Origin of the sequence: Halalkalicoccus sp. CGA53, from assembly GCF_036429475.1 — an archaeon.
GTDB classification, from domain to species: domain Archaea; phylum Halobacteriota; class Halobacteria; order Halobacteriales; family Halalkalicoccaceae; genus Natronorarus; species Natronorarus salvus.
The window spans coordinates 2638156-2659586 of sequence record NZ_CP144125.1 but is presented as its reverse complement, the minus strand read 5'-3'; the positions used below and the strand labels follow the sequence as shown (position 1 = coordinate 2659586).

Sequence of the window (21431 nt, the reverse complement as noted above, 5' to 3'; positions counted from 1 at the left end):
GTTCACTATCCTCGCGTGAGCCTGGGTGACGCTCTCGGGGCTCATCCTCTGGATCGTCGGCTCGCGCGTCTGGCTGCTCGGCAAGCGCCACGACTACGTCACCCCCTCTGACCTCCTCGAGGACTTCTACGGCTCGAAGACGCTCTCGTTGCTCGTGAGCTTCGTCTTCATCGTCTTCACCTTCCCGTACATCGCGATACAGATGATCGGCAGCGGCGTCATCTTCGAGACGGCCACCGAGGGAGCGGTCAGCTTCGAACTCGGCGCGGCCTACCTGCTCGTCATCGGCGTGATATACGTCTGGCTCGGCGGGATGCGCTCGATCGCCTGGACCGACACCGTCCAGGGCGTATTCATGTTCGCCGCGATGTGGCTCGCGGGTTTCATCTTCGTCTTCCTCGCCCACCGGCCCGAGCGACTTCTGGGCCGACCTCCAGGCGAACTTCGCCGAGTATCTCGTCCTCCCCAGCCCGATCGACACGCTCACCCCGGGGTTCCTGTTCTCGTTCGTCGTCGTCACCGACGTCGGCGTCGCGATGTCCCCGCACATCTTCCTGCGGTACTACAGCGCGCGCTCCCCGCGGACGCTCAAGTGGACCGCCGCCGGTGGGAGGGCCTACCTCCTCCTCTTTTACCTCCCGCTCGCGTTCCTCGCGGTCGGCGCGGTGATCCACTTCCCCGACCTCGCGGACCCGGACTCGGCGATTCCAGCTGTCCTCTACGAGTTCACGCCCGTCTGGTTCGCCTCGATCGTCGTCGCCGGCGCGGTCGCCGCCTCCATGAGTTCGAAAGACGCCATGCTCCACGCGGTGGCCTCGCTCATCACCCGCGACTGGTACGAGAACACCATCGCAGACAGGGACGTCGACGAGCGGCGAAAGACCCGGATCGCACAGGTCCTCGTCCTCTTCCTGGCGATCGGCTCGTACGTCATCGCCATCCAGGACGTCGACATCATCGTGATGGTCACGCTGGTCGCCTTCGACGGCCTGACCCAGACGCTGCCGATCGTCCTCGGCGCGCTCTACTGGGAGCGCGCCTCGCGGGAGGGTGCGCTGGTCGGGCTTGGTTCGGGCGTCGCCGTCGCCGCGGTGCTCACGTTCGGGGTCCTCACACTCCCCACGGGCGCGCCGAACTTCACGCCGGGCTTCTACGGGCTGATCGTCAACGCCGTGCTGTTCGTCGGCGTGAGCCTCGCGACCGACCCCGTCCCCGCGGAGAACCGCGAGCGACCGCAGGGTTACATCCGCTACGCGATCGACCGGGAGTGGGAGACGGAGTCGACGCCGGCCGACGACTGATTCACGGGCCCGGGTCGGGGCGATCGGTACGGACTCGACGGGGGCACTACCGGGACGGCCGACCGTGTGGCTCAGAGGGATCGTCGGAGAAACTCGTCGTTCCTCGACTGAGAACCGAACGACACCGGTGATGTGTCCGTCTAGGAGGAGTGATCGGCTACGACGATCCCTATCAGTCCTCGCTCTCGTAGGGCTCGCCGACCGACGCGGGCATCCGCGTCTTCCCCCAGATCGTGAGGACGACGATCACGCCGACGTACGGGGCGAGCCCCATGAGCCGACCCGAGACCGCGATGTCGGCCGTCTGGAACTGCACCTGAAGCATGTCGAGGCCGCCGAACAGTAGCGCCGCGGCGGCCGCACCCAGCGGGTTGTAGTTGCCGAAGAGGTAGGCGACGATGGCGATCCAGCCGCGGCCGTCGACCATCGTGTCGCCGGTCCCGATGAAGTTCCCCGCGTGCGCGAGCAACACCGCCCCGCCGAGGCCGGCCATCACGCCCGAGAAGATCACCGTCGCGTACCGGACGCGGTTGACGTTCACGCCCGCGGTGTCGAGCGCCTCCGGGTTGTCGCCGGCGGCCTGGATCCAGTAGCCGTATCTCGTCCGGTAGAGAACCACCCAGGAGACGGCGACGAGGAGGGCGGTGAGCACGACGAACGGCGACTGCCGGAAGAGGATCGGGCCGACGACCGGGAACTCGACGAGGTACGGCAGCGAGTAGTGGGTGACCCTCGTGAGCCCCGGGCTCCGTACCGTCCCCCAGATCAGCGAGGCGGCGAAGGGCGCGAACCCGAGGCCCATGAACCAGACGGCCAGTCCCGCGACGATCTGGTCGGCCCTGTACCGGATGAGGAGCACCGCGTAGCCGGCGGTGAGCGCGACAGAGAACGCGACCGCGGCGACGACCGCCCCCCAGACGTGGAGCTGTGTGGGATCGGTCCCGCCCAGGCCGTAGAGCACGGCCGCGGCGCTGATCGCCCCGAAGATCATGAACCCCTCGAGGCCGATGTTGAACACGCCGCTCTTCTCGGCGTAGAGCCCGCCGATCGCCGCGAGCGCGATCGGCGACGCGGCCAGCAGCGTCCGGTTGACGAAGCCGACGGTGACGATCCGTCCCAGCGGGACGTCGAACAGGACCACGAGAGCGCCACCGAGCGCGACCGCGCCGAGCAGGCCGAGCCCGCCGAGGCGGACGCCCCGCCGGGCGGAGAGCTCCGCCAGGCTCACCGGCGATCACCCCCGAGGCCGGTCCGTTCGGCGATCATCCGGAAGAGTTCGGGGGCGGCGACGAACAGGACGACGAGGCCGACGATCCCGTCGATCAGCTGGACGGGCACCTCGCTATGGATCTGGACGTGCGAGCTCGCGGAGTCGAGCGCGCCGAACAGCAGCGCCGCGGGGACCACTCCCAGAGGGTTGTTCGCGGCGAGCAGGCTGACGGCGATCGCGTCGAAGCCGTACGTGCCCAGCCCGGAGGGATCGATGAAGTAGCCCTGGACCATGATCGCGAACACCGCACCGACCAGCCCGGCGACCATCCCCGAGAGCGTCATCGTCTGGACGATCATCCGTCTCGCGTCGACCCCCGAGTAGGTCGCCGCCCGAAGCTGGTAGCCGCTCGTCATCATGTCGTAGCCGAAGCTCGTCCGGGTCGCGACCACCGAGATAACGACGACGACCGCGAGCGCGAGGCCGAGCCCGACGAGCGAGAAGCTCGGGTACTCGAAGAGGAGTTGGGGGAAGCCGACGTTCTCGGGGAGGTACTCGGTGCGAACCGATCGCGCGTCGTCCGGGCGGAGCGGTCCGTCGACCGCCCAGCCGACGACCCCGATGGCGACGAAGTTCAGCATGATCGTCGTGATGATCTCGTTCGCGCCGTAGTACGCCTTCAGCGCACCGGGAAGCGCCGCGTAGAGCCCGCCGGCGACGGCGGAGGCGACCAGACCCACGAGTATCAACACGACCCCGCCGGCCGTCCCGTCGGGGAGGTACGGCGCGAGCCAGACGATCGAGAGCACGCAGGCGATACCGCCGAAGATCAGCTGTCCCTGCACACCGATGTTGAACACGCCGGCGCGGAACGCGATGGCGACGGCGACGCCCGCGAGGATGAACAGCGTCGTGAACTGCAGCGTCCGCGCGAACGCCCGCTCGCTCCCGAACGAGCCGACGACGAGCTGGGTGGCGAAGCGGGCCGGATCGTAGCCCGCCAGCGCCACGATCGCCAGCCCACAGAGGAGCGCGAGACCGGTCGAGCCCACGGCGATGCCGATCCGCTCGTAGACCGACGCGTCCAGCATGCGGTCGGCGGCCCGGTCGAGCGTCGACCGCAGCCGACCCCCGCTCGGGGGATCGCCGCTCACGGCTCCACCTCGACGTCGGGCTCGCTCCCGGTCGATCCGTCCCCGAGCGTGTGTCCGGCCATCAGGAGGCCGAGCTCCTCCTCGCTCACCGCCTCCGGGTCGACCGTGTCGATGAACTCGCCGTCGTACATGACCGCGATCCGATCCGAGAGCTTCCGGACCTCGTCGAGTTTCGAGGAGACGACGACGACGCCCAGTCCCTCGTCGCGAAGCTCGAGCAGCCGGTCGTGGATGAACTCGATCGAGCCGATGTCGACCCCGCGGGTCGGGTGTGAGGCGACCATCAGCTCGGGGTCGTGGCCGATCTCGCGTCCGACGATGAACTTCTGCTGGTTGCCCCCGGAGAGCGACCTCGCGGCGGCGCCCGTTCCGGAGGTCTGGACGTCGAACTCGTCGACGATCGACTCGGCGTGTTCGGCGACGCTCGGCCAGTGGAGCCAGCCGTCCCGGGCGTAGGGCGTGATCGTCTGGTTGCCGAGCAGCGCGTTACGCACCAGGTCGTAACGCTGGACCAGCCCGTCGGTCTGTCTGTCCTCGGGGACGTACGCGATGCCGGCCTCGATGCGCTCGCGCCGGCTCGTGTCGGTGATCTCTCTCCCCTCGAACCGGATCGTACCGGCGGCGACGGGTCTGATCCCGGTCAGCGCCTCGACCAGCTCCGTCTGACCGTTGCCCTGCACCCCCGCGATGCCGAGGATCTCCCGTTCTCGCACGGTGACGCTCACCCCGCCGACCCGCTCGCGGCCGCGGTCGCCGTCGACGCGGAGCCCCTCGACCTCGAGGACGGGCTCTCCGGGACTGGTCTCCCGGGGCCGCCGGTCGAACAGGACGTCCCTGCCGACCATCATCCGCGCCAGCTCGGACTCGGTCGTCTCCGCCGCGTTCACGGTGCCGATCGCCCGCCCGTCCCGGAGGACGGTGATCCGGTCGGCCGCCGCGAGCACCTCGTCGAGCTTGTGCGAGATGAAGACGATCGACCGACCGGCCCCCCGGAGGTCCTCCAGCAGCCCCATCAGCCCGTCGACTTCCTGCGGGGTGAGCACCGCCGTCGGCTCGTCGAAGACGAGTATCTCCGCGCCCCGGTAGAGGCTCTTCACGATCTCGACGCGCTGGCGCGTCCCGAGGTCGAGCTCCTCGACCGGCGTGTCGAGCCATCGATCGACGTCGAAGCCGTAGCGCGAACAGATCTCCTCGATCCGTTCTCTCGCCGCCGCCTCGTCGACCAGCCCGCTCCGCGTCGGCTCGGTGCCCAGGACGACGTTCTGGAGGACTGTCATCGGCGCCACCAGCTGGAAGTGCTGGTGGATCATGCCGATCCCCGCCGCCATCGCGTCCTGCGGGGAGTCGAAGGTACGGGGCTCGCCGTCGACGACGATCGTCCCCTCGTCCTGGTCGTAGAGCCCGTAGAGGACGCTCATCAGCGTCGTCTTTCCGGAGCCGTTCTCGCCGAGTAGCGCGTGGACCTCCCCCCGTTCGAGGGTGAAGTCGACGGCCTCGTTCGCGACGACGTCGCCGAACGTCTTGGTGATCCCCTCCAGACGCACCGCGGGTCGATCGTCGCTCACGTCCGTCCCTCCGCCGGTGGTGCGGCCAGTGCGTGTCGCGTCATTCGACGGATCTCCGACCGGTCGGTCGCCGTACCGGCAGGCGTTCTGAAGACATGCGGCGGTCGACCCCCTGTCAGCAGCCCGTCGGGCCGCAGGTGAGGTCGATCTCGCCGTCGATGAACGCCTGTCTGGCCGCCTCGATGTTCTCGTCGAGCGAGTCGGGCAGCTCCCCCTCGAACTCCTGGCCGACGACGAAGTCGATCCCCTCGTTCTCGATGCTGAGGTTCTGCTCGCCGGAGACGTCCTCCCAGCTGTCCTCGACGACCGCCTCCGTGACCATGTACGTCGCCTCGTTGAGCGCCTTGATCGCGGAGCCGAGGATGACGTCGGCGTACTGGTCGTCGGCGACCGACTGGTCGCTGTCGACGCCCAGCGCGAACCGGCCGCTGTCCTGGGCGGCGGAGAACGCGCCCGCACCCGCGGCGGCCGCCGCGTGCCAGACGATGTCCGCCCCGTCGTCGAACTGCGAGCTCGCGACCTCCGAGAGCGCCTCCGAGTCCGAGAAGCTCCCGCCGTAGCCGGTGAGCACGTCGACGCCGTCGTCGACCCACTCGACGCCCTCGACGTACGACTGCTCGAACGCGTTGATCAGGTCGATGTCCTCGCCCCCCGCGAAGCCGACGACGCCCTCGTCGGGGTCCGTCTCGCTGTCGCCGTGTTCGATCTCCTCTCGGGTGAGCGTGCCGGCCGCAACGCCCGCGAGGAACGACATCTCGTTGTTCATCTCGATCCAGCCCGAGACGTTCTCCGCGCCCTCGACGTGGTCGTTGATCAGCATCCAGTACTGGTCGGGGTACGCCTCGGAGTGTTCGACCAGTCCCTCGTAGTGCTGGTAGCCGACCATGACGATCAGGTCGAACGAGCCGTCGGCGGCGAGCTCCTCCTGTCTCGCGGCGAACTCTGCGGTCTCGGTCTCCTCGACCCGGGTGATCTCGATGCCGAAGTCGTCCTCGGCCTGTTCGAGCCCCTCGACGGCGTTGTCGTTGAACGCGTTGTCCCCGAAGCCCGCGTCGCTCGAGATGATCGCGACCTGGACGTCCCCCTCCGGGTCGTCGCCGTCGTCCGCGTCGTCCGTGTCGTCCGCGGCGTCGTCCGCCACCTCCCCGTCGGCGTCGGCCGGGTCGTCGTCGGCGTCGGCCGGGTCGTCGTCGCCGTCGTCCCCGATACACCCCACGAGGGTCACGCCGCCGAGCGCGGCCCCCGTCGTCAGTACGGTTCGCCGCGTGGTGACGGCGTCGCGACCTCCCCCCGTTTCCTCCGCAGGTCCGTCGGTACGTGCCATGATTGTGACGTTTCAGACTCCTCGGTCAAGTAGTTTTCGCTGTTTGATACGACGATACCGGCACGGCCTTCGGGCGCCGGTTTCCTCCTCTAGCCACGGGAGGTTTTCGAACGACGGGTCGCCTCTCATCTCGGAGCCCGGTGACGGACGTGATCCTGTCCTTCGGACGCAGAAGCGCCTGCCTCGGCACCACCCGGCCGGCTCCCGTGAGCGCCCGCGGTCGATCCGATCGGCCACAGCTCCGCGTATCAGATCCCGTATCGGTTCCTGTCACCGGACGTCCTCGAAGAGGGTGCCGGAGAATGGGGGCGCGTAGCGCCGTTCGCTATCCCCCGACGCTGACATGCGTTCCGACGAGAACGCACCCCTCTGAGTTCGATATCGCCACCCGCTGCACTATTCATAACAACGTTTACATGAAGCCCCGAGAATGGGCCACCCGGATGACGTGGGATCACGGGTGGTGTGCCGACCGGGGAGGCACCTCGCCTGAGGCGGGTGGCACCGACCGATCGCGAACACGGCGTGACGCGGGAACGGGACCGCCCACGAGGATGGCGCTCTACCGCCAGTCGACGGTTCTCTCGCTCCGGGTGGTCGCCTGCAACGGAGCAGAGCCGTCGTCAGAGACGGAGGAGGACGAGGACGCCGACGGGGAGCGCGTCGGGATGGGCGGCGGGGAGGGGCGATCCGGCCGGGGCGAGGCCTGACCGGCCGTCGTACCGAGGCCGACCGTCTCGCACCCGAGGGAGCGTGACTCAGGCTCCGTCGTCCGGCGTCGCGCCCGCGAGCCTCGCAGCCGCGTCGGCGAGCACCTGCGCCGCCCGAGCGCAGTCCTCCCAGTCGGTCCACTCACGGGGCGAGTGCGAGATCCCGTCCTTCGAGGGGGCGAACAGGAGACCCGCGTCGGTGACCGACGCGACGGCCATCGTGTCGTGACCGCCACCCGAGGGAAGCTCCAGGTGCTCGATCCCGTGCCGGTCCGCCGCGTCGGTGAGTGCGGCGCGACACCGCTCGCTCATCGGGGTCGGCAGGACGGTCCGGTAGCGCGTGAGCGTCGATTCGGTCCCGCGCTCGCGGTCGATGCGCGCGAGGCTCGAACGTGCCTTGTCTACCACCTCGTCCATCACCGCCCGATCGACGTCGCGGACGTCGATCGTGAGACGTACCGACCCGGGAACGACGTTTCTCGCGTTCGGCGCGACCGAGAGCGACCCCACCGTCGCGACCGCGGCCTCGCTCTCGGTCACACTCACCTCGCGGGCGATCCGTTCGACGTCTTCGGCGAACGCGCTCGCGGCGACCAGCGCGTCGGTCCGTTCGTCCATCCGTGTCCCGCCCGCGTGGTTCGCCTCGCCCTCGATCTCGACGACGCAGTTCGTGATCCCCGTGATGGCGCTCACGACCCCGACCGGGACGCCCGCCCGCTCGAGCTGCGTCGCCTGCTCGACGTGGAGTTCGAGCCAGGCGTCCCACTCGCTCGCGTCGACGAGCCCCTCGCCGTGGAACCCGATCCCCTCCAGGTGGTCTCTCAGCGTCGTCCCCGCGTCGTCGGCCAGCGAGAGTGCCTCCGAGACCGATCGCTCGCCCGTGGCGACCGACGAGCCGAGCAGCCCGACGTCGAATCGCTGGCCCTCCTCCTCGGTGAACGAGACGACCTCGATCGGTCGCTCCGGCTCGATCCCAGCGTCCTGCATCGCCCGGACCGCCTCGACCGCAGCGTAGACGCCGAGCGGCCCGTCGAAGATCCCTCCCTCGGGGACCGAATCGAGGTGACTCCCCATCGCGACCGGCGCCCGGTCGGGGTCACAGCCGTCGGGCGCCCACCGCCCCGCGACGTTCCCGACGGCGTCGATACGGACGTCGATGTCGAGCGATTCGAGTATCGCGACGAGTCGTTCTCGTGCCTCCCGGTCCGCGTCGGACCCCAGTAGCACCGTCCGACCGTGGCCCTCTTCGGTCTCGACGCGCCCAAACGAACCGTTCGCCAGCATGTCCTCGCGGAGACGGTCTTCGTCGATCTGCATGGCTACGCCTCACACAGACGGCAGATGGCTGTTGCGGTCGGGGGCGTCCGGAGCCACGGTCGCGAGCGGGTCGAACGTCGTCGTTCGCCTCATCCCCTCCCGGTACGATCTCACATGGACTTACAGCAGCGGCTGGAGCGGCCGCTGGAAGCTCTCGCCTTTGATGTAGTGCTCGTTGTTCCGGACGGGGACGTGCTCGATGTGCTCGGGTAATTCAGCTGGTAGATCGGACCGTCGATCTCCTCCCACGCGACGATGTCACCGTAGCGACTGGCGCTGCGCGTCATGAACTCGAGCGGCTCGCGGACGAACGCGAGGTAGTTCCCGACGACCGGAGGGCCGTCCGGGCCGGACGGCATCTCTTCGTTCGCGGACGACCCTCGCGACTCGCCCACTTAGTGCCGTGTGTCGTCGCCGGACCCGGGGGGTCGACCGTGGCGGACGCTGGCGTTCGGGCCGCTCACGGAAGGGAGGAGGAGAGTTCGACGAGCCTGCTTCGCTCGTCTCGACGCTCCTTTCGGTATTGCGAGGCTTTAAGCGGCTGGGAAATTTCTAGCTGACTATAGTGACACAGTCCATCCGTGAGCACGAGCGCGGTGAGGAACGGGCGGAATCGACAGCGACCACGGAGAACGAGCGGCTGTGCGAGGAGTGCAACACGGGTCGTCTGCTGAAGAGCGAGGATCAGGGCGAGCTCGTCTGTTCGGACTGTGGGCTGATCGTCGAGGAGACGAACATCGACCGTGGCCCGGAGTGGCGGGCGTTCAACCACACCGAACGCCAGAGCAAGTCCCGTGTGGGGGCGCCGATCACCCAGTCGATGCACGACAAGGGGCTCACCACACAGATCGACTGGAAGAACAAGGACGCCTACGGCCGATCGATCTCCGCCGAGAAACGAAGCCAGATGCACCGGTTGCGAAAGTGGCAGGAGCGGATCCGGACGAAGGACGCCGGCGAGCGCAACCTGCAGTTCGCGCTCAGCGAGATCGACCGGATGGCGAGCGCGCTGGGGGTACCGCGCTCGGTTCGCGAGGTGGCGAGCGTCATCTACCGTCGCGCGCTCAAGGAGGACCTCATCCGTGGGCGGTCGATCGAGGGCGTCGCGACCGGCTGTCTCTACGCCGCCTGCCGGAAGGAGGGTATCCCGCGCAGTCTCGAGGAGATCAGCGAGGTCTCGCGCGTCGAGCGAAAGGAGATCGGCCGGACCTACCGGTACATCTCCCAGGAGCTCGGCCTCGAGATGCGCCCGGTCGACCCGAAGGCGTACGTCCCACGGTTCTCCTCGGAGCTCGAACTGAGCGAGGAGGTCCAGTCGAAGGCCAACGAGATCATCTCCGTCTCCACCGAGAAGGGGCTGCTCTCGGGCAAGTCGCCGACGGGGTTCGCCGCCGCGGCGATCTACGCCGCGTCGCTGCTCTGTAACGAGAAGAAGACCCAGCGCGAGGTCGCCGACGTCGCGCAGGTGACCGAGGTCACGATCCGCAACCGGTACCAGGAACAGATCGAGGCGATGGGCATCCGATAGCGACTCGAACCGCCGGAGACTCGCGATGGCCGGACCGAGCACGGTCCCTCTCTCGTACCGGTCGATCCAGATCTCGGAGATATCCCTCTCTATCCACGTCTCGAGAGCTACCGGCCCGATCGCAGTTCCGGGCCCGACGCGACGTCCGGGGCGTCGATACGGGATTCGAGGGTGATCGCGCGTGAGCCGGCAGTATCTCCGGCAGGGAGCCAACTTATCCCCGCGAAGGCTCTGGGTAGGTCCAGTGAGACGCGAGGACCTTCCGAAGTGGCGAACGGTACGTGACGGCGTATCTGTCAGGCGGCGGACGTTCCTCCTCCTGACGGGGGGTGTGGCGGCTGCGACGGCCGGCTGTGCCGACGAGGACGGGGACGGTGACTTCGACCCGATCGACGCGGGTGACCTAGAGGAGTACCGCGAGGACGCTGACGAGGCCGACGAAACGACGGACGACGGCCAGGAGCCGTCGGAGGGCGGGGAGGAGACTCCGGAGACGTCCGAGGGGAGTTCGGACGACACCGGCGACGGGGAGACTGAGCCCCCCGAGGCGGAAACACCCGAGGACTCCGGCGAGGAGGGGACAGAGACGCCCGAATCGGAAACCGAGACGCCCGAGCAGGAAGCCGAAACACCTGAGGAAGAAAACGAGACCCCTGAAGAGGAGACCGAAACGCCGGAAGAGGAGACGGAGACGCCCGACCTGGAGACGGAGACGCCGGAAGAAGAAACCGAGACGCCGGAAGAAGAGGAGACGGAGACTCCGGAGGAAGAACCGGAAACCCCTGAAGAGGAGACCGAGACCCCGGAAGAAGAAACCGAGACGCCGGAAGAGGACACGCCAGGGGAGGGAGGGGACGACGACGGGACGACGGACGACTCGGAGGACGAAAGCGACGCGGACGATGACGGCGACGAGGAAGAGGAGGAAGACGACGGGGAGGGCCAGGGTATCGATCCCGACCACCCGTCGGCGCAGGGGATCGGACAGTCGCCGGTCCGGGGGCCGTCGCCGAGCGCGGCGCAGGCGGTGATCGTCGCGTTCGACGACCCGTCGTGTCCGAACTGCGCGGAGTTCGAGCAGGGGGCCTACCGGGAGCTCCGCTCGCACATGGACGCGGGCGAACTCTCCTACGTCTGGCGCGGGATCCCCTCGACCGCCGAGTGGGCCGAGACCGCGATCCTGGCGCTCTGGGCGACGTACGACCGGAGCGAGTCGGCGTTCTGGGAGCTGAAGAGTCACCTCTTCTCCCGGCAGGGTTCGCTGTCCGAGGGGAGCGTCCTCGACGAGGTCGTCTCGTTCCTGGATGGGACGGGTGTCGACGCCGAGGCGGTCCGATCCGACGTCGAGAACGGGGCCCATAGCGGGCGCATCTCGACTGACGTCGGTGCGGCGATCGACGCCGGTGTACCGGGAACGCCGGTGTTTCACCTCTTCCGGGACGGCGACCACCGAACCGAGGTCGTGGGCAACCAGAACTACGGGGTGTTCTCGAACGCGCTGGAGCTGTAGCGGGGCGCGGTAGTGCGGCACCCAACGGATCGGATCGGCGTCACGCTCGAGCGCTCTCCGGGGAGTCACGGCGAGCGGCCGCCGGGGCCCGAACCGTTCGAGCGGCTCTCGGGGTGTCGCCCACTCGCTCGACGGGAGCCGGGTCGCGTTCGTCGTGACGGAGGCCGCGTCCCGTGGGAGGACGAGGGCGCTTTCCGGGCGATCTCCGGCCTCCACGAGGGAGATTCCCGCGAGTAACCGGTCGGAGGACTCCATCCGACTCCGAACCCGATCACCGCCGACTCAGCGCACGCATCACGAGCTGTAACACGTGCACGAAGATCCCTGCGACGGCGATGTAGACGCCGATCGTCTGGAGCGTGACCGAGGCCTTCCGGTGATCCCGTACCCGCCAGATCTCCCACCCCAACCGGAGCAGGAACCCGAGGAGGACGAGTCCGAAGCCGACGACCAGCAGGAGCGGCAGAACGAACGATCCGATCGCGATGGCCACGACCCCACCGACGAACGCGACGGTGGCGGCGGCTCCCCACCCCTCGAACGTCTTCGGGCGGGCGTAGACGTACGCCCCGATCACGGCCGTGAGTGTCGTGACGACGAGCGCCGTCACGACGAGGACCGGAAGCTGTCCCTCGCGGGGGACGAACGAGAGGACGCCCGCTCCGAAGGTCCCGAACGCGAGTTGCAGGAGGACCACACCGACGAGCGCGACGCCCGTCGATCCGCGTTTCACACCGCGTTCGGCGAGGACGTGACCACCAGTGATCGCCACGCCGTAGAGCACGACCCCGACGATCGGGACCGAGAAGAGGGAGTCGTTGACGGCGGAGAGGGGCGTCACGACCAGGACGTACATCAGGGAGACGTTGATCCCCAGCAGCACGCTCGCCCCGCCGACTACCCGAACGTCGCGACCCGAGAGCCCGAACCCTCGCTCCGTCTCGTGCGTGGCGTCGAACGAACCCATCGTGCGTTCGTCGGTCGCTCGCGTGCAAAAGGGGGCGCGGGAACCGGCGAACGTTGGCCGTCGTCCCGTCGTACGACCCGACGACTCCCCGGGCGGGCTCGACGCTCGACCCGTGGCTCCCTCAGTCGAGCGGAACGATCTCGTCGCCGGGACGGATCGTCCCCCCTTCGACGATGTCGGCGCGGAGCCCGCCGCGGTGGACCAACGCGCTCAACACGCCGTCAGCGGTGAGCCGCTGGAGGTGATCACACGGCTCGCAGAGGCGGTTCCCCCGACAGACCACGTCGCCGACCCGGAACCGGCTCCCGACCAGGTGATCGAGCGCCGCGTCGCGGGTCTCGACGTTCCGGCGGTGCTCACCGGGGGCGAGTTCGATGCCCGTCTCGCGCTCGACCGCCTCGATCGCCTCCCGTTCGATCAGCGTGAGGTCGTAGCCGGTCGGACGCTCTTCCTCCGACCCCCAGTCGACGAACGTCCCCGTCTCGATCGCACCGTCGTATCGGTCGCCGCGGAGCCCGCTCCCCGCGACCGCCTCGACGTCGGTCCGCTCGCGCATCTCGGCCCCCGCGTCCGGGGCGATGAAGACCCGTTCGACCGTGCCGGTGCCGTCCATACGACCACTCTCGGGGGCGCGCGTAAGAACCTACGTGTTTACAGGGAGCGTTCTACGTTCCTACACGGAGCGTTCGCCGATCGACTCGACGGCTGGATCGCTCGCCCCGTTCTCGACGACGTGGCGGTCGGGTAGCTCCGGGACGGGCTCACGGCCGACGGTGAAGAACCGCTCGGTGCGCGTCAGCTCCTCGGTGGCCGGACTGGGCTTCTTGATCCGCTCGTACGCGACGGAGACGCCCTCCGGTTCGGGGGCGATACGCACCGAGGCGAGCTGGTACGACGGGTGAAAGACCGGGGGCAGGATGCCCGTGATGCCGTCCCGTCTGTGGAGGCGTTTGAGCCACGTCCCGGTGTTGACGAGCAGTCCGCCGTCGACCTCCTGAACCGACGGTCTGTGGGTGTGACCGTAACAGAAGATCGTCGTCTCGCCGTCGGCGAACACCTCGCGGGCGGCCTCCTCATACGGCGCTTCGGGGTCGACCGTGAGGTCGGTCTCGAACACCCCGAAGCGGTCGATCGTCCGTCGGATGTCCCGCCTGATGAAGTAGAGGGGGATGCCGACGAGCACCAGCAGGCCGGCGACGGCGACGTTGAGCGCGAGGAAGAACCAGGCCGCCGTCCCTGCCCTGCCGAACTGTCCGAGGAACGCCGTCGTTCGATCGACGGGCGCCGACCAGAGACCGACCAGGTCCAGCCCCGCGAGCAGGGCGAGGACGACACTGACGTTGAACAGGAGGAGAAACGGGACCATCGAGTAGCGAAGCAGCGGGTTCATCTCCCGGTAGAAGTACTTCGAGAGCAGCCAGATCGGCATCCGTTCGGTCGGCGTCACCGCCTGGACGTCCTTCAACCAGTTGTACCGCCCCCGGTCGGAGAGTTGGCCCGCTCTGCTGGTGACGAGCGTGTTGTAGTAGTAGCCGAGCGGCGTCGCGTAGGGGTTTCCCCACTCCTCGATCCGGTTGTTCGGGTCCTGCTGGTGGCCGTGTTCGAAGTGGATCGCCTGTTCGCCGACCGGCCGGCCGATCGACTGCTCCTGGACCAGCTCGACGTTGTACGCGGCGAAGCGCTCGACGTACTCGTCGTAGGCGGCGAGCTCGTGGTCGTGGTTGCCCGGCAACAGCGTGATACGAACGTTCTCGCCGGTCCGCTCGAACTGCTCGAACAGTTCTGGGTAGGTCCCCTCCAGCACGTCGAACTTCTCGATCCCCTCGACGCTCGTGAACTCCCAGAGCCCGAACGCGTCGCCGTTGATGACCAGCTCGGCGTCCTCGTCGGTCGTCTCGAGCCGCCGGAGGAACGCGAGCAGCTCGTCGAGGAACTCGACCTCCTCTAACTGCTCGTCGCCGCCGATGTGGAGGTCGCTGATCACGTAGTAGACCCGTTCGTCCGTGTCCGCAGTCATCACTCTCACACCACACGCCCCCGAAAAAAGGGTTGCCCTCCGTCGCGGCGACGACCCGGAGTCGATCGCCCGACGGGTCGAACGCACACCCGCTTCGTGGGCGTCCCGGCGGCCGTCCTCACGGCGGAGATGCTGTCCCGTTCTCGCAGTGCTGTCCTCTCTCCGTCCGATCAGTTTCCGGAACTGATCTCTCTCCCGAGACGTGTTCGAACGGTGGAGTCCGGCGGAGACGGGAAACCGAAGTCGCGGCACGAACCGGGGTCAAGTGATCGGAAACGACGGACTGGGTGGTCCGTACGGTGGATCGAATCGACGACCGATCACCCCGAGGGGGGAAGGACTAATACCTGGTGGAAGAGTGTCGTATTACATGTTATCTTCCAGTAATACTAGACGGATCGGGTTCGTGGACCGGCTGAAGACCGGCTGGACGCTCTCGAAGGACAGTTTCGGCGTCATTCGAAACCACCCTCGTCTGCTGGCGTTCCCGCTGCTCGCCGGCCTGTTCAGCGCGTTCTTCTTCGTCCTCTTCCTGTTTCCGCTGCTCGTCGCGAACCTGTTCGGGAGCGGGATCGAGTACCTCGTGCTCTTCGTCCTCTACTTCGTGACGACCTTCTTCAGCACGTACTTCTCGGCCGCGCTGGTCTACGGCGCGAACGACGCCTTCCACGGGAGGGAGCCCGGGGTGCTCGAGTGTCTCCGGGCGGTGCGGGGACGGATCGTCCCGATCGCGACCTGGGCGGCGATCGCGGCGACGGTGAGCGTCCTCCTCAAGGCCCTCGAGGAGTCGGACAACCCGGTGGCGGCACTCCTCCGGTCTGTCTTCTCGGTCGGCTGGTCGATCATGACGTTCTTCGTCGTCCCGGTGATCGTCTTCGAGGAGGTCTCGGTCACCTCGATGTTCACGCGGAGCGCGACGACCTTTCGGGAGACGTGGGGCGAGACGATCGGTGCCGGCTTCGGCATCACGCTGGTCGTGACGCTGATCGGCATCGCGCTCGTCGCGCTCGCACTCGCCGTCTCGGCTCCCGTCGCGGCCGTCTTCGCCGGACCCGGGATCGCCCTCGCGGCCGTCCTCGTCCTCGGCGCGGTCGTCACCGCCTACGTCCTCGGGCAGACGATCTGGGGGATCGCGAAGACGGCGCTCTACGTCTACGCGGTCGAGGGGATCGCTCCGAGCGAGTTCGAGAACTTCGACTTCGAGACGCTCGGCGGGCGGACCGAGCGACCGGCCTCGCCCGGGACGGTACGGACGCCGGGGACGGTGGTCGAGGACTGATAGGGATCATCGTAGAAGTTCATACTCTCTCGAACGCGAATCGAGGGACGTCGGTGGCGTGTAAGCCTGGGAGATCCGGTCGGCTACGATGATCCCTATGAGTCGGTTCCGTCCCTGTCGGCGACGCCTCCGCGGGAACGGTCGGGGCGGAGCAGCCCGTCGGACTAGAGCAGCTCGTCGCGTCGGTCGAGCATCTCGCTCGCGGTGAGGATGTCGAGTTCGGAGTCCTCGAGGAAGTCGAGGAGGTCCTCGAACTCCTCCTCGTCGAGGTCGCCGTCGTCGCCCACTTCGTCGAGACTGAGCACGAGCAGCTGGTTGTGCCGTTCGGCGAGCCCGGTGAACTGTTCGACCGGTCCGAAGTCCGCGGCGTTGATCCGCGAGAGCATGTGCGGATCGGCTGGTGGCGCGGCGTTCAGCGAGCCGCCGAACGTGATCGAGCAGTCGTGGACCTCGCGGACGACCTCGAGCGCCTCCGCATCGATGCGGTTGTACGGCGCGATGAACGTCCGCGAACCCTCCTCGAACCCGCGGCCCTCGAGGTAGGACTGATCGCCCTCGATCACCTGCCGCTTCTCCTCGGACTCCATCTCCGGGAGCGCGTCGTTTCGCAGGGGGAACGAGGCCATGTCCCAGCCCGCGTCGCGCATCTCGCGCATCTGGTCGATCGAGAGCCGCCCCCCGACGTTCACCGTGGGCGGGACGATCCCGATCACACCCTGCAAATCACGGTCCTGCATGACGTCGAACAGCGTCGTGTAGTGGGACTCGAACCCGCCGTTGAACGTGAACATCACCTGACCGCGGTCGGCGGCCGGCGTGCTCCGGAGGTCGTCGACGAGGAACCGGACGGTCTCGTCCATCTCCTCGGGCTCGTCGACGTCGTTCTCGTCGTCGGTTTCCTCCGCGTCGTCTTCGACGATGTCGTCGGTGTCGACCTCGTCGTCGACCTCCTCGTCGTCGTCGCCACCGTCGGCTGCGTCGACCCAGATCCGCATCTCCTCTATGCTCCCGAAGTCGGGCTCGCCGCGGTCCTGCGTGTAGCCGACGTCCATGCGCATCCAGCCGTCGAGCTCCCGTGGGATACGTCGGCGGGTGATCACGCTGTCGCTCTGGAACGGGGCGAGAATCTCGACGTTCACGTGTCCGCCCATCGGCTCCTCCAGGCTGACCGCGAACGAGACGTGCTGGTCGGCGGCGTCGAACTCGTCGAACGCCCGGAAGACCCCCGCTCGTTCCCCCTCGCCGCGGACGAGCGCGGCCGTCTCGCCGACGAGTGCCGCCTCCTCGTCGCCGTCGACCACCCCGTCGCCGGTCATGGCGATCCAGGACTCGAGGTCCTCGCTGAAGTCGGAGACGAGCGTCCCGTGACCGATCGCCGGCGGGGTGACGTCCTCCGGTTCCTCCGGCGTCTCCTCGTCGTCGTCGGGATCGTCGTCGCCGGTGTCGTCGGGATCGTCGTCGCCGGTGTCGTCGGGATCGTCGTCGTCGGTGTCGTCGGGATCGTCGCCGTTCCCGTCCGAACAGCCGGCGAGACCGACCGAGGCAGCACCGATCGCGCCGAGGAACGTCCGTCGGGAGGGCAGTCGTCTCATAGCTCTCTCGTGGGGGCCGACCTACTTTTACCCTACGTTTTTGTATGTAGACTATCCTTTGGCGTGCGTGATCGGTGCGCAGTCCGGATCCGGATCGCGTACGGTACTCGTGGGCTTCTGCCCTCCGTTCGTACGCGTTAGGAGAGAGATTCGGGAACTGTCCGGTTCACCATCCGCTGGCGTCTGTCCGTCGAGTGACTGATGCGGTCGTTACGTGTCGTAGTAGTGTGAAAACTGTACAATAATCCCGCTGACGCTCGCCCGACTGCCCACCCACGTGTTCTAGGACCGCTCGACCCGTTTCTTCGACGTGTGAGACCACTTTTCGATGGGGTTTCGGTCGGCGTAGTCGGGCCGAACGTTCACCACCAAACCGAGAGAGTGCAGTCAGATAGCCGTAGCCACCGACGAGAAATACCGTCTCTGAGAGATCGTATTTCTCGGGGCGTCAATGCGGGACGTGGCGGCTGGGTCGGTGGCTCCTCGCCCGACGACTGCGACGTTAGGGATCGACCGAAAGGCGGGTAATATTGTAATTTTTGTGCAAAGTCTGTCGCCGTCAATCGTGACAGCAGTCTAATCGATCTCGACCCGTGACGGCGAAACCGCCCTCGGAAACCGAAGGTTTCCGATGGCTGTACGAGAGCCAAGCTCTCGTGGACGTCGCCCGTACAGAGGAGGGGTTCACGCTCGTGGAGGGCGACGAGATCGAGAGGATCGGCACCCTCCGAGACGACATCCTCACCGTGAGGGGCGACCGACCAGCACGAGACGGTCGTAGTCGAGCCGCGATGGTTCTCCCCGAGGTGACGACCGACGAGGGCCACCGCCGACCCGTGAGCGGCGGGCCTCGGACCGGACCTGCTCGGTCCAAACGGTGAAGCCTGCCGGCATCCATCGGGGTTCCATGGTAGACAGCGCGCATCTCGACCGACTGGACGCGTTTCTCGACGAACGCGACCTCGAGGCGATCTGGCTCGCGAGATCGAACTCCTTCGCCTGGCTGACCCGCGGGTGCAACGTCGTCGACGTCGGCTCCGATGTCGGCGTCGCGGCCGCCGGCTACGACGGGAGTTCTCTCGAAGTCGTCACGGCCACCAACGAACGCGAGCGCTTCCGGGAGGAGGAGCTTCCAGACGACGTGACGGTCGACGCCTTCGACTGGTGGGAGGGTTCGCTGGCCGAGGCCGTCGCCGAACGCTCGCCGGCGCCGGCGGGGGCGGACTTCGAGGTCCCAGGGCTCCGACGGGTCGACGTCTCGTCGCTCCGACGGCCGCTGACGGCGGCCGACGTCGAACTCGCGCGGGAGGTGTTCGACGCGATCCGGGACGCCTACGACGAACTCGGCCACCCAGAAGAGTGGCGAAACCACCACCAGGGGGGCGCAGCGGGCTTCGCCATGCGCGAGTGGATCGCCGCCCCCGACAGCGACACGACTGTGCGGCTGCCGATGACGTTCGCCTGGAACCCGACGCTCCCCGGTGCGAAGAGCGAGGAGACGGCGCTCGTGACCGAAGACGGGTACGAGGTCCTCACGACGACGGGCGAGTGGCCCACCTCGCGGTTCGAGGCCGTCAGCTTCGACGCGGAGATCCCGCTGAGCGACGTTTTAGTCCGATGACGGGGACCCACTCGACCGGAGGGGATCCCGACGGGAGCGACCCGGTTCGTGGCCTGGTCGTCGCCGACGATCTGACGGGGGCGACCGACACCGGTCACCAGTTCGCGGCCAGGGGGTTCGAGACCACCGTCAGGGTGACCGACGACGACGGCGTCGATTGTTCCGACGTGGTGGTTCACAACACGGACTCCCGGTACCGTAGCGAGGAAACCGCAGCGGACCGCGTCTCGACGGCGATCGACGCTCACCCCGACGCCGTCGTCTACAAGAAGGTCGACTCGACGCTCCGGGGAAACCTCGTCGCCGAGATCGGTGCCGCGGCAGAGGCGACGGATGCGGATCTCGTCCTCGTCGCGCCGGCGTTCCCCGCCACGGGTCGCGTGACCGTCGGTGGGGTCCACGTCGTCGAGGGACGGCCGGTCGCGGAGACGGCGGCCGGACGCGATCCCGACAGCCCGGTCGCCGACTCGCACGTCCCCACCCTCCTGAGCGATCTCGGGTATCCCGTCGACCACCTCCCACTCACCACCGTCGAACGGGGAGCCGACGGCGTGAGAGACCACCTCACGTCGCTGCTGGAGGCCGGTACGGGAGGCGACGACCCCACGGTCGTCGTCTGCGACGCGGCCAGGGACGGCCACCTCGAGACGCTCGCGGCGGCGGCATCCCGTCCCGACCTCACCGTACTGTACGTCGGAAGCGGCGGTCTCGCGCGGTACGTTCGGTTCGAGCCCGCGACCGCGGGAGGGGTCCTCGGCGTCGTCGGGAGCGCCAGTCCCCGGACGTTCGACCAGCTCGGGGCGCTGGACGAGGGGTGGGTGGTCGTCGTCAACACCGACCTCTCGGTCCGCGACCCGGGATCGGCCGCCCGCGAGGCGGCCGACCGGGCGGCCGACGCGATGGGTCGACACGGCGTGGCGGTGCTCACGGCCGCGACCTCAGCGACGGACGTGGAGGCGACGCTTGCGGCCGGCTCTAATGCGGGGCTGACCGAAGCCGAGACGCGAAATCGGATCTCCACCGTACTCGCTCGGAGTGCGAAAACGGTCGCCGATAGAGGTGAGATCGGCGGGCTGTTCGCGACCGGCGGTGCGGTGGCGACGCGGCTGCTCGAATCGCTGGGCGCTACCGGCGTCAGTCTCACGGGACGGGAGATCACGAGCGGCGTCCCGGTCTCACGGATCGCGGACGGACCGGCCGCCGGGACGCCGTTCGTCACCAAGGCGGGCGCGTTCGGCGACGAGCGGACAATCTATATGGCGCTGCTGTCGTTATCTCGGCACGATGGATAACACTGCGCCGCTGGTCGGTATCACGATGGGCGACCCCGCCGGTATCGGTCCGGAGGTGATCGTCGGCGCGTATCCGAGACTCGTCGAGGTCGCGAAGGTCGTCGTTATCGGCGACGGCTCGGTGATGCGTGCGGCGGTCGACGCCCGCGAGTCGCCGCTCGCGATCCGTGCGGTCGAGACGGTCGAGTCCGTCCGCAGCGACCCAGACTCGATCGACGTCCTCGACCTGGCGAACGTCGACGACCTCGGGTACGGCGTCGTCGACCGGGCCTACGGCGCCGCGAGCCTCGCGTACGTCGAGCGGGCGATCGAACTCGCGCAGGCGGGCGCGATCGACGCGATCACGACGGCGCCGATCAACAAGCAGTCGACGAAGCTCGCGGGGAGCACGCACGCCGGGCACACCGGGATGCTCGCGGAGTATACCGGGACGGAGAACTACTCGATGATGCTGATCGAGGGCGATCTCCGCGTCACCCACGTGAGCACGCACGTCCCGCTCCGGGAGGCGTGTGACCTCGTCACGACCGAACGCGTCTACGAGACGATCGCCGTCACGGAGGAGGCGCTCTCCGGGCTCGGGATCGACGAGCCGACGATCGCCGTCGCCGGGCTCAACCCCCACGCCAGCGACGGCGGCTTGCTCGGTGCCGAGGACGCCGCCGAGATCGAGCCCGCGGTCGAGCGAGCGCGGGCGGCGGGGATCGACGCGTTCGGTCCCGAGTCGCCCGACACGGTCTACGTGAGCGCGGCCGGCGGGGCGGCCGACTGCGTCGTCTCGATGTACCACGACCAGGGGCACATCCCGATCAAGATGCTCGGCTTCTCCGACGGCGCCGAGGTCAGCGGCGTCAACATGACGATCGGGCTGCCGATCGTCAGGACCAGCGTCGACCACGGGACGGCGTTCGACATCGCCGGGGAGGGGATCGCCTCGCCGACGAGCATGATCGACGCCGTCGAACTCGCCGCGCGGGTCGCGGGCAACCGGGAGTGAGTTCTGTCGGCGGCTCACCGGAAGGGGTTTCCACCACCCGGGCGACC

20 protein-coding genes and 1 pseudogene are annotated in these 21431 nt (G+C 68.0%); 11 read left to right on the top strand and 10 right to left on the bottom strand.

The window, feature by feature from the left end; translation table 11 throughout:
• Nucleotides 1-25 precede the first annotated feature (25 nt).
• Both V2L32_RS21150 and V2L32_RS15410 read left to right on the top strand, forming a co-directional pair.
• Nucleotides 26-331: pseudogene (locus V2L32_RS21150) on the top strand (sodium:solute symporter family transporter); the annotation flags it as partial.
• A 142-nt stretch (nucleotides 332-473) separates the two neighbouring features.
• Nucleotides 474-1301, top strand: a complete 828-nt coding sequence (locus V2L32_RS15410) for a sodium:solute symporter family protein (RefSeq protein ID WP_331236624.1) — start codon at nucleotides 474-476, stop codon at nucleotides 1299-1301.
• Nucleotides 1302-1473: 172 nt separating this feature from the next.
• On the opposite strand, the gene V2L32_RS15405 is transcribed toward V2L32_RS15410, so the two are convergent.
• The 4 genes from V2L32_RS15405 to V2L32_RS15390 form a co-directional block, all read right to left on the bottom strand.
• Entirely contained in the window at nucleotides 1474-2529 is a 1056-nt protein-coding gene (locus V2L32_RS15405; protein WP_331233373.1) for an ABC transporter permease, read from the bottom strand.
• Complete coding sequence (locus tag V2L32_RS15400) at nucleotides 2526-3602, bottom strand: ABC transporter permease (RefSeq protein WP_409348449.1); 1077 nt, start codon at nucleotides 3600-3602, stop codon at nucleotides 2526-2528. The genes V2L32_RS15405 and V2L32_RS15400 overlap by 4 nt, the downstream gene beginning before the upstream one ends.
• Before the next feature lie 59 nt (nucleotides 3603-3661).
• Complete coding sequence (locus V2L32_RS15395; protein WP_331233371.1) at nucleotides 3662-5230, bottom strand: ABC transporter ATP-binding protein; 1569 nt, start codon at nucleotides 5228-5230, stop codon at nucleotides 3662-3664.
• A 115-nt stretch (nucleotides 5231-5345) separates the two neighbouring features.
• Entirely contained in the window at nucleotides 5346-6554 is a 1209-nt protein-coding gene (locus V2L32_RS15390) for a BMP family lipoprotein (RefSeq protein ID WP_331233370.1), read from the bottom strand.
• A gap of 443 nt (nucleotides 6555-6997) precedes the next feature.
• On the opposite strand from V2L32_RS15390, the gene V2L32_RS15385 reads away from it, so the two are divergent.
• The gene (locus V2L32_RS15385) at nucleotides 6998-7264 is read left to right on the top strand and encodes a hypothetical protein (RefSeq protein ID WP_331233369.1); all 267 of its coding nucleotides are present in this window, start codon (nucleotides 6998-7000) and stop codon (nucleotides 7262-7264) included.
• Nucleotides 7265-7312: 48 nt separating this feature from the next.
• On the opposite strand, the gene V2L32_RS15380 is transcribed toward V2L32_RS15385, so the two are convergent.
• Nucleotides 7313-8581, bottom strand: coding sequence for a Zn-dependent hydrolase (locus V2L32_RS15380; RefSeq protein ID WP_331233368.1), 1269 nt, complete (start codon nucleotides 8579-8581; stop codon nucleotides 7313-7315).
• Between the two features lie 120 nt (nucleotides 8582-8701).
• A complete protein-coding gene (locus tag V2L32_RS15375) occupies nucleotides 8702-8830 on the bottom strand; it encodes a hypothetical protein (RefSeq protein ID WP_331233367.1) in 129 nt (42 codons plus the stop codon).
• A gap of 316 nt (nucleotides 8831-9146) precedes the next feature.
• Here V2L32_RS15375 and V2L32_RS15370 point away from each other — a divergent pair, with 316 nt between their 5' ends.
• The 3 genes from V2L32_RS15370 to V2L32_RS15360 all read left to right on the top strand — a co-directional run bounded on the left by V2L32_RS15370 (nucleotide 9147) and on the right by V2L32_RS15360 (nucleotide 11856).
• On the top strand, nucleotides 9147-10109 hold the full coding sequence (locus V2L32_RS15370; RefSeq protein WP_331233366.1) for a transcription initiation factor IIB: 963 nt from the start codon (nucleotides 9147-9149) through the stop codon (nucleotides 10107-10109).
• A 244-nt stretch (nucleotides 10110-10353) separates the two neighbouring features.
• The gene (locus tag V2L32_RS15365) at nucleotides 10354-11619 is read left to right on the top strand and encodes a DsbA family protein (RefSeq protein ID WP_331233364.1); all 1266 of its coding nucleotides are present in this window, start codon (nucleotides 10354-10356) and stop codon (nucleotides 11617-11619) included.
• A gap of 12 nt (nucleotides 11620-11631) precedes the next feature.
• The gene (locus tag V2L32_RS15360; protein ID WP_331233363.1) at nucleotides 11632-11856 is read left to right on the top strand and encodes a hypothetical protein; all 225 of its coding nucleotides are present in this window, start codon (nucleotides 11632-11634) and stop codon (nucleotides 11854-11856) included.
• Nucleotides 11857-11890: 34 nt separating this feature from the next.
• On the opposite strand, the gene V2L32_RS15355 is transcribed toward V2L32_RS15360, so the two are convergent.
• From V2L32_RS15355 to V2L32_RS15345, 3 genes are all read right to left on the bottom strand, one after another.
• Nucleotides 11891-12586, bottom strand: coding sequence for a hypothetical protein (locus tag V2L32_RS15355; protein ID WP_331233362.1), 696 nt, complete (start codon nucleotides 12584-12586; stop codon nucleotides 11891-11893).
• A 121-nt stretch (nucleotides 12587-12707) separates the two neighbouring features.
• Nucleotides 12708-13199: an MOSC domain-containing protein gene (locus V2L32_RS15350; protein WP_331233361.1), complete on the bottom strand. Its 492-nt coding sequence runs from the start codon at nucleotides 13197-13199 to the stop codon at nucleotides 12708-12710.
• A gap of 60 nt (nucleotides 13200-13259) precedes the next feature.
• Nucleotides 13260-14603 carry a metallophosphoesterase gene (locus V2L32_RS15345; RefSeq protein ID WP_331233360.1) on the bottom strand — a complete coding sequence of 448 codons (1344 nt, stop codon included), beginning with the start codon at nucleotides 14601-14603 and terminating at the stop codon, nucleotides 13260-13262.
• A gap of 406 nt (nucleotides 14604-15009) precedes the next feature.
• Here V2L32_RS15345 and V2L32_RS15340 point away from each other — a divergent pair, with 406 nt between their 5' ends.
• Entirely contained in the window at nucleotides 15010-15882 is an 873-nt protein-coding gene (locus V2L32_RS15340) for a DUF6159 family protein (RefSeq protein WP_331233359.1), read from the top strand.
• 164 nt (nucleotides 15883-16046) lie between these two features.
• Here the strand turns inward: V2L32_RS15340 and V2L32_RS15335 are convergent, their stop codons facing one another.
• Nucleotides 16047-17474, bottom strand: coding sequence for a polysaccharide deacetylase family protein (locus V2L32_RS15335; RefSeq protein WP_331233358.1), 1428 nt, complete (start codon nucleotides 17472-17474; stop codon nucleotides 16047-16049).
• Between the two features lie 656 nt (nucleotides 17475-18130).
• Here V2L32_RS15335 and V2L32_RS15330 point away from each other — a divergent pair.
• Genes V2L32_RS15330 through pdxA form a run of 4 tightly spaced genes read left to right on the top strand, consistent with a single transcriptional unit; the run spans nucleotide 18131 to nucleotide 21384 of the window.
• Nucleotides 18131-18355, top strand: a complete 225-nt coding sequence (locus V2L32_RS15330) for a hypothetical protein (RefSeq protein WP_331233357.1) — start codon at nucleotides 18131-18133, stop codon at nucleotides 18353-18355.
• Nucleotides 18356-18381: 26 nt separating this feature from the next.
• Nucleotides 18382-19095, top strand: coding sequence for a hypothetical protein (locus V2L32_RS15325; RefSeq protein WP_331233356.1), 714 nt, complete (start codon nucleotides 18382-18384; stop codon nucleotides 19093-19095).
• Complete coding sequence (locus tag V2L32_RS15320; RefSeq protein WP_331233355.1) at nucleotides 19092-20387, top strand: four-carbon acid sugar kinase family protein; 1296 nt, start codon at nucleotides 19092-19094, stop codon at nucleotides 20385-20387. Before V2L32_RS15325 ends, V2L32_RS15320 begins: the two co-directional genes overlap by 4 nt.
• On the top strand, nucleotides 20380-21384 hold the full coding sequence (gene pdxA, locus V2L32_RS15315) for a 4-hydroxythreonine-4-phosphate dehydrogenase PdxA (protein ID WP_331233354.1): 1005 nt from the start codon (nucleotides 20380-20382) through the stop codon (nucleotides 21382-21384). Before V2L32_RS15320 ends, pdxA begins: the two co-directional genes overlap by 8 nt.
• The last annotated feature ends 47 nt before the right edge of the window (nucleotides 21385-21431 follow it).

Bases quoted from the DNA above. Each gene is read 5' to 3' on its own strand.
- V2L32_RS15400 (WP_409348449.1), bottom strand. From the start codon at position 3,602: ATGCTGGACGCGTCGGTCTACGAGCGGATCGGCATCGCCGTGGGCTCG.
- V2L32_RS15390 (WP_331233370.1), bottom strand. From the start codon at position 6,554: ATGGCACGTACCGACGGACCTGCGGAGGAAACGGGGGGAGGTCGCGAC.
- V2L32_RS15385 (WP_331233369.1), top strand. From the start codon at position 6,998: ATGACGTGGGATCACGGGTGGTGTGCCGACCGGGGAGGCACCTCGCCT.
- V2L32_RS15380 (WP_331233368.1), bottom strand. From the start codon at position 8,581: ATGCAGATCGACGAAGACCGTCTCCGCGAGGACATGCTGGCGAACGGT.
- V2L32_RS15355 (WP_331233362.1), bottom strand. From the start codon at position 12,586: ATGGGTTCGTTCGACGCCACGCACGAGACGGAGCGAGGGTTCGGGCTC.
- V2L32_RS15350 (WP_331233361.1), bottom strand. From the start codon at position 13,199: ATGGACGGCACCGGCACGGTCGAACGGGTCTTCATCGCCCCGGACGCG.
- V2L32_RS15345 (WP_331233360.1), bottom strand. From the start codon at position 14,603: ATGACTGCGGACACGGACGAACGGGTCTACTACGTGATCAGCGACCTC.
- V2L32_RS15335 (WP_331233358.1), bottom strand. From the start codon at position 17,474: ATGAGACGACTGCCCTCCCGACGGACGTTCCTCGGCGCGATCGGTGCT.
- V2L32_RS15325 (WP_331233356.1), top strand. From the start codon at position 18,382: ATGGTAGACAGCGCGCATCTCGACCGACTGGACGCGTTTCTCGACGAA.
- V2L32_RS15320 (WP_331233355.1), top strand. From the start codon at position 19,092: ATGACGGGGACCCACTCGACCGGAGGGGATCCCGACGGGAGCGACCCG.
- pdxA (WP_331233354.1), top strand. From the start codon at position 20,380: ATGGATAACACTGCGCCGCTGGTCGGTATCACGATGGGCGACCCCGCC.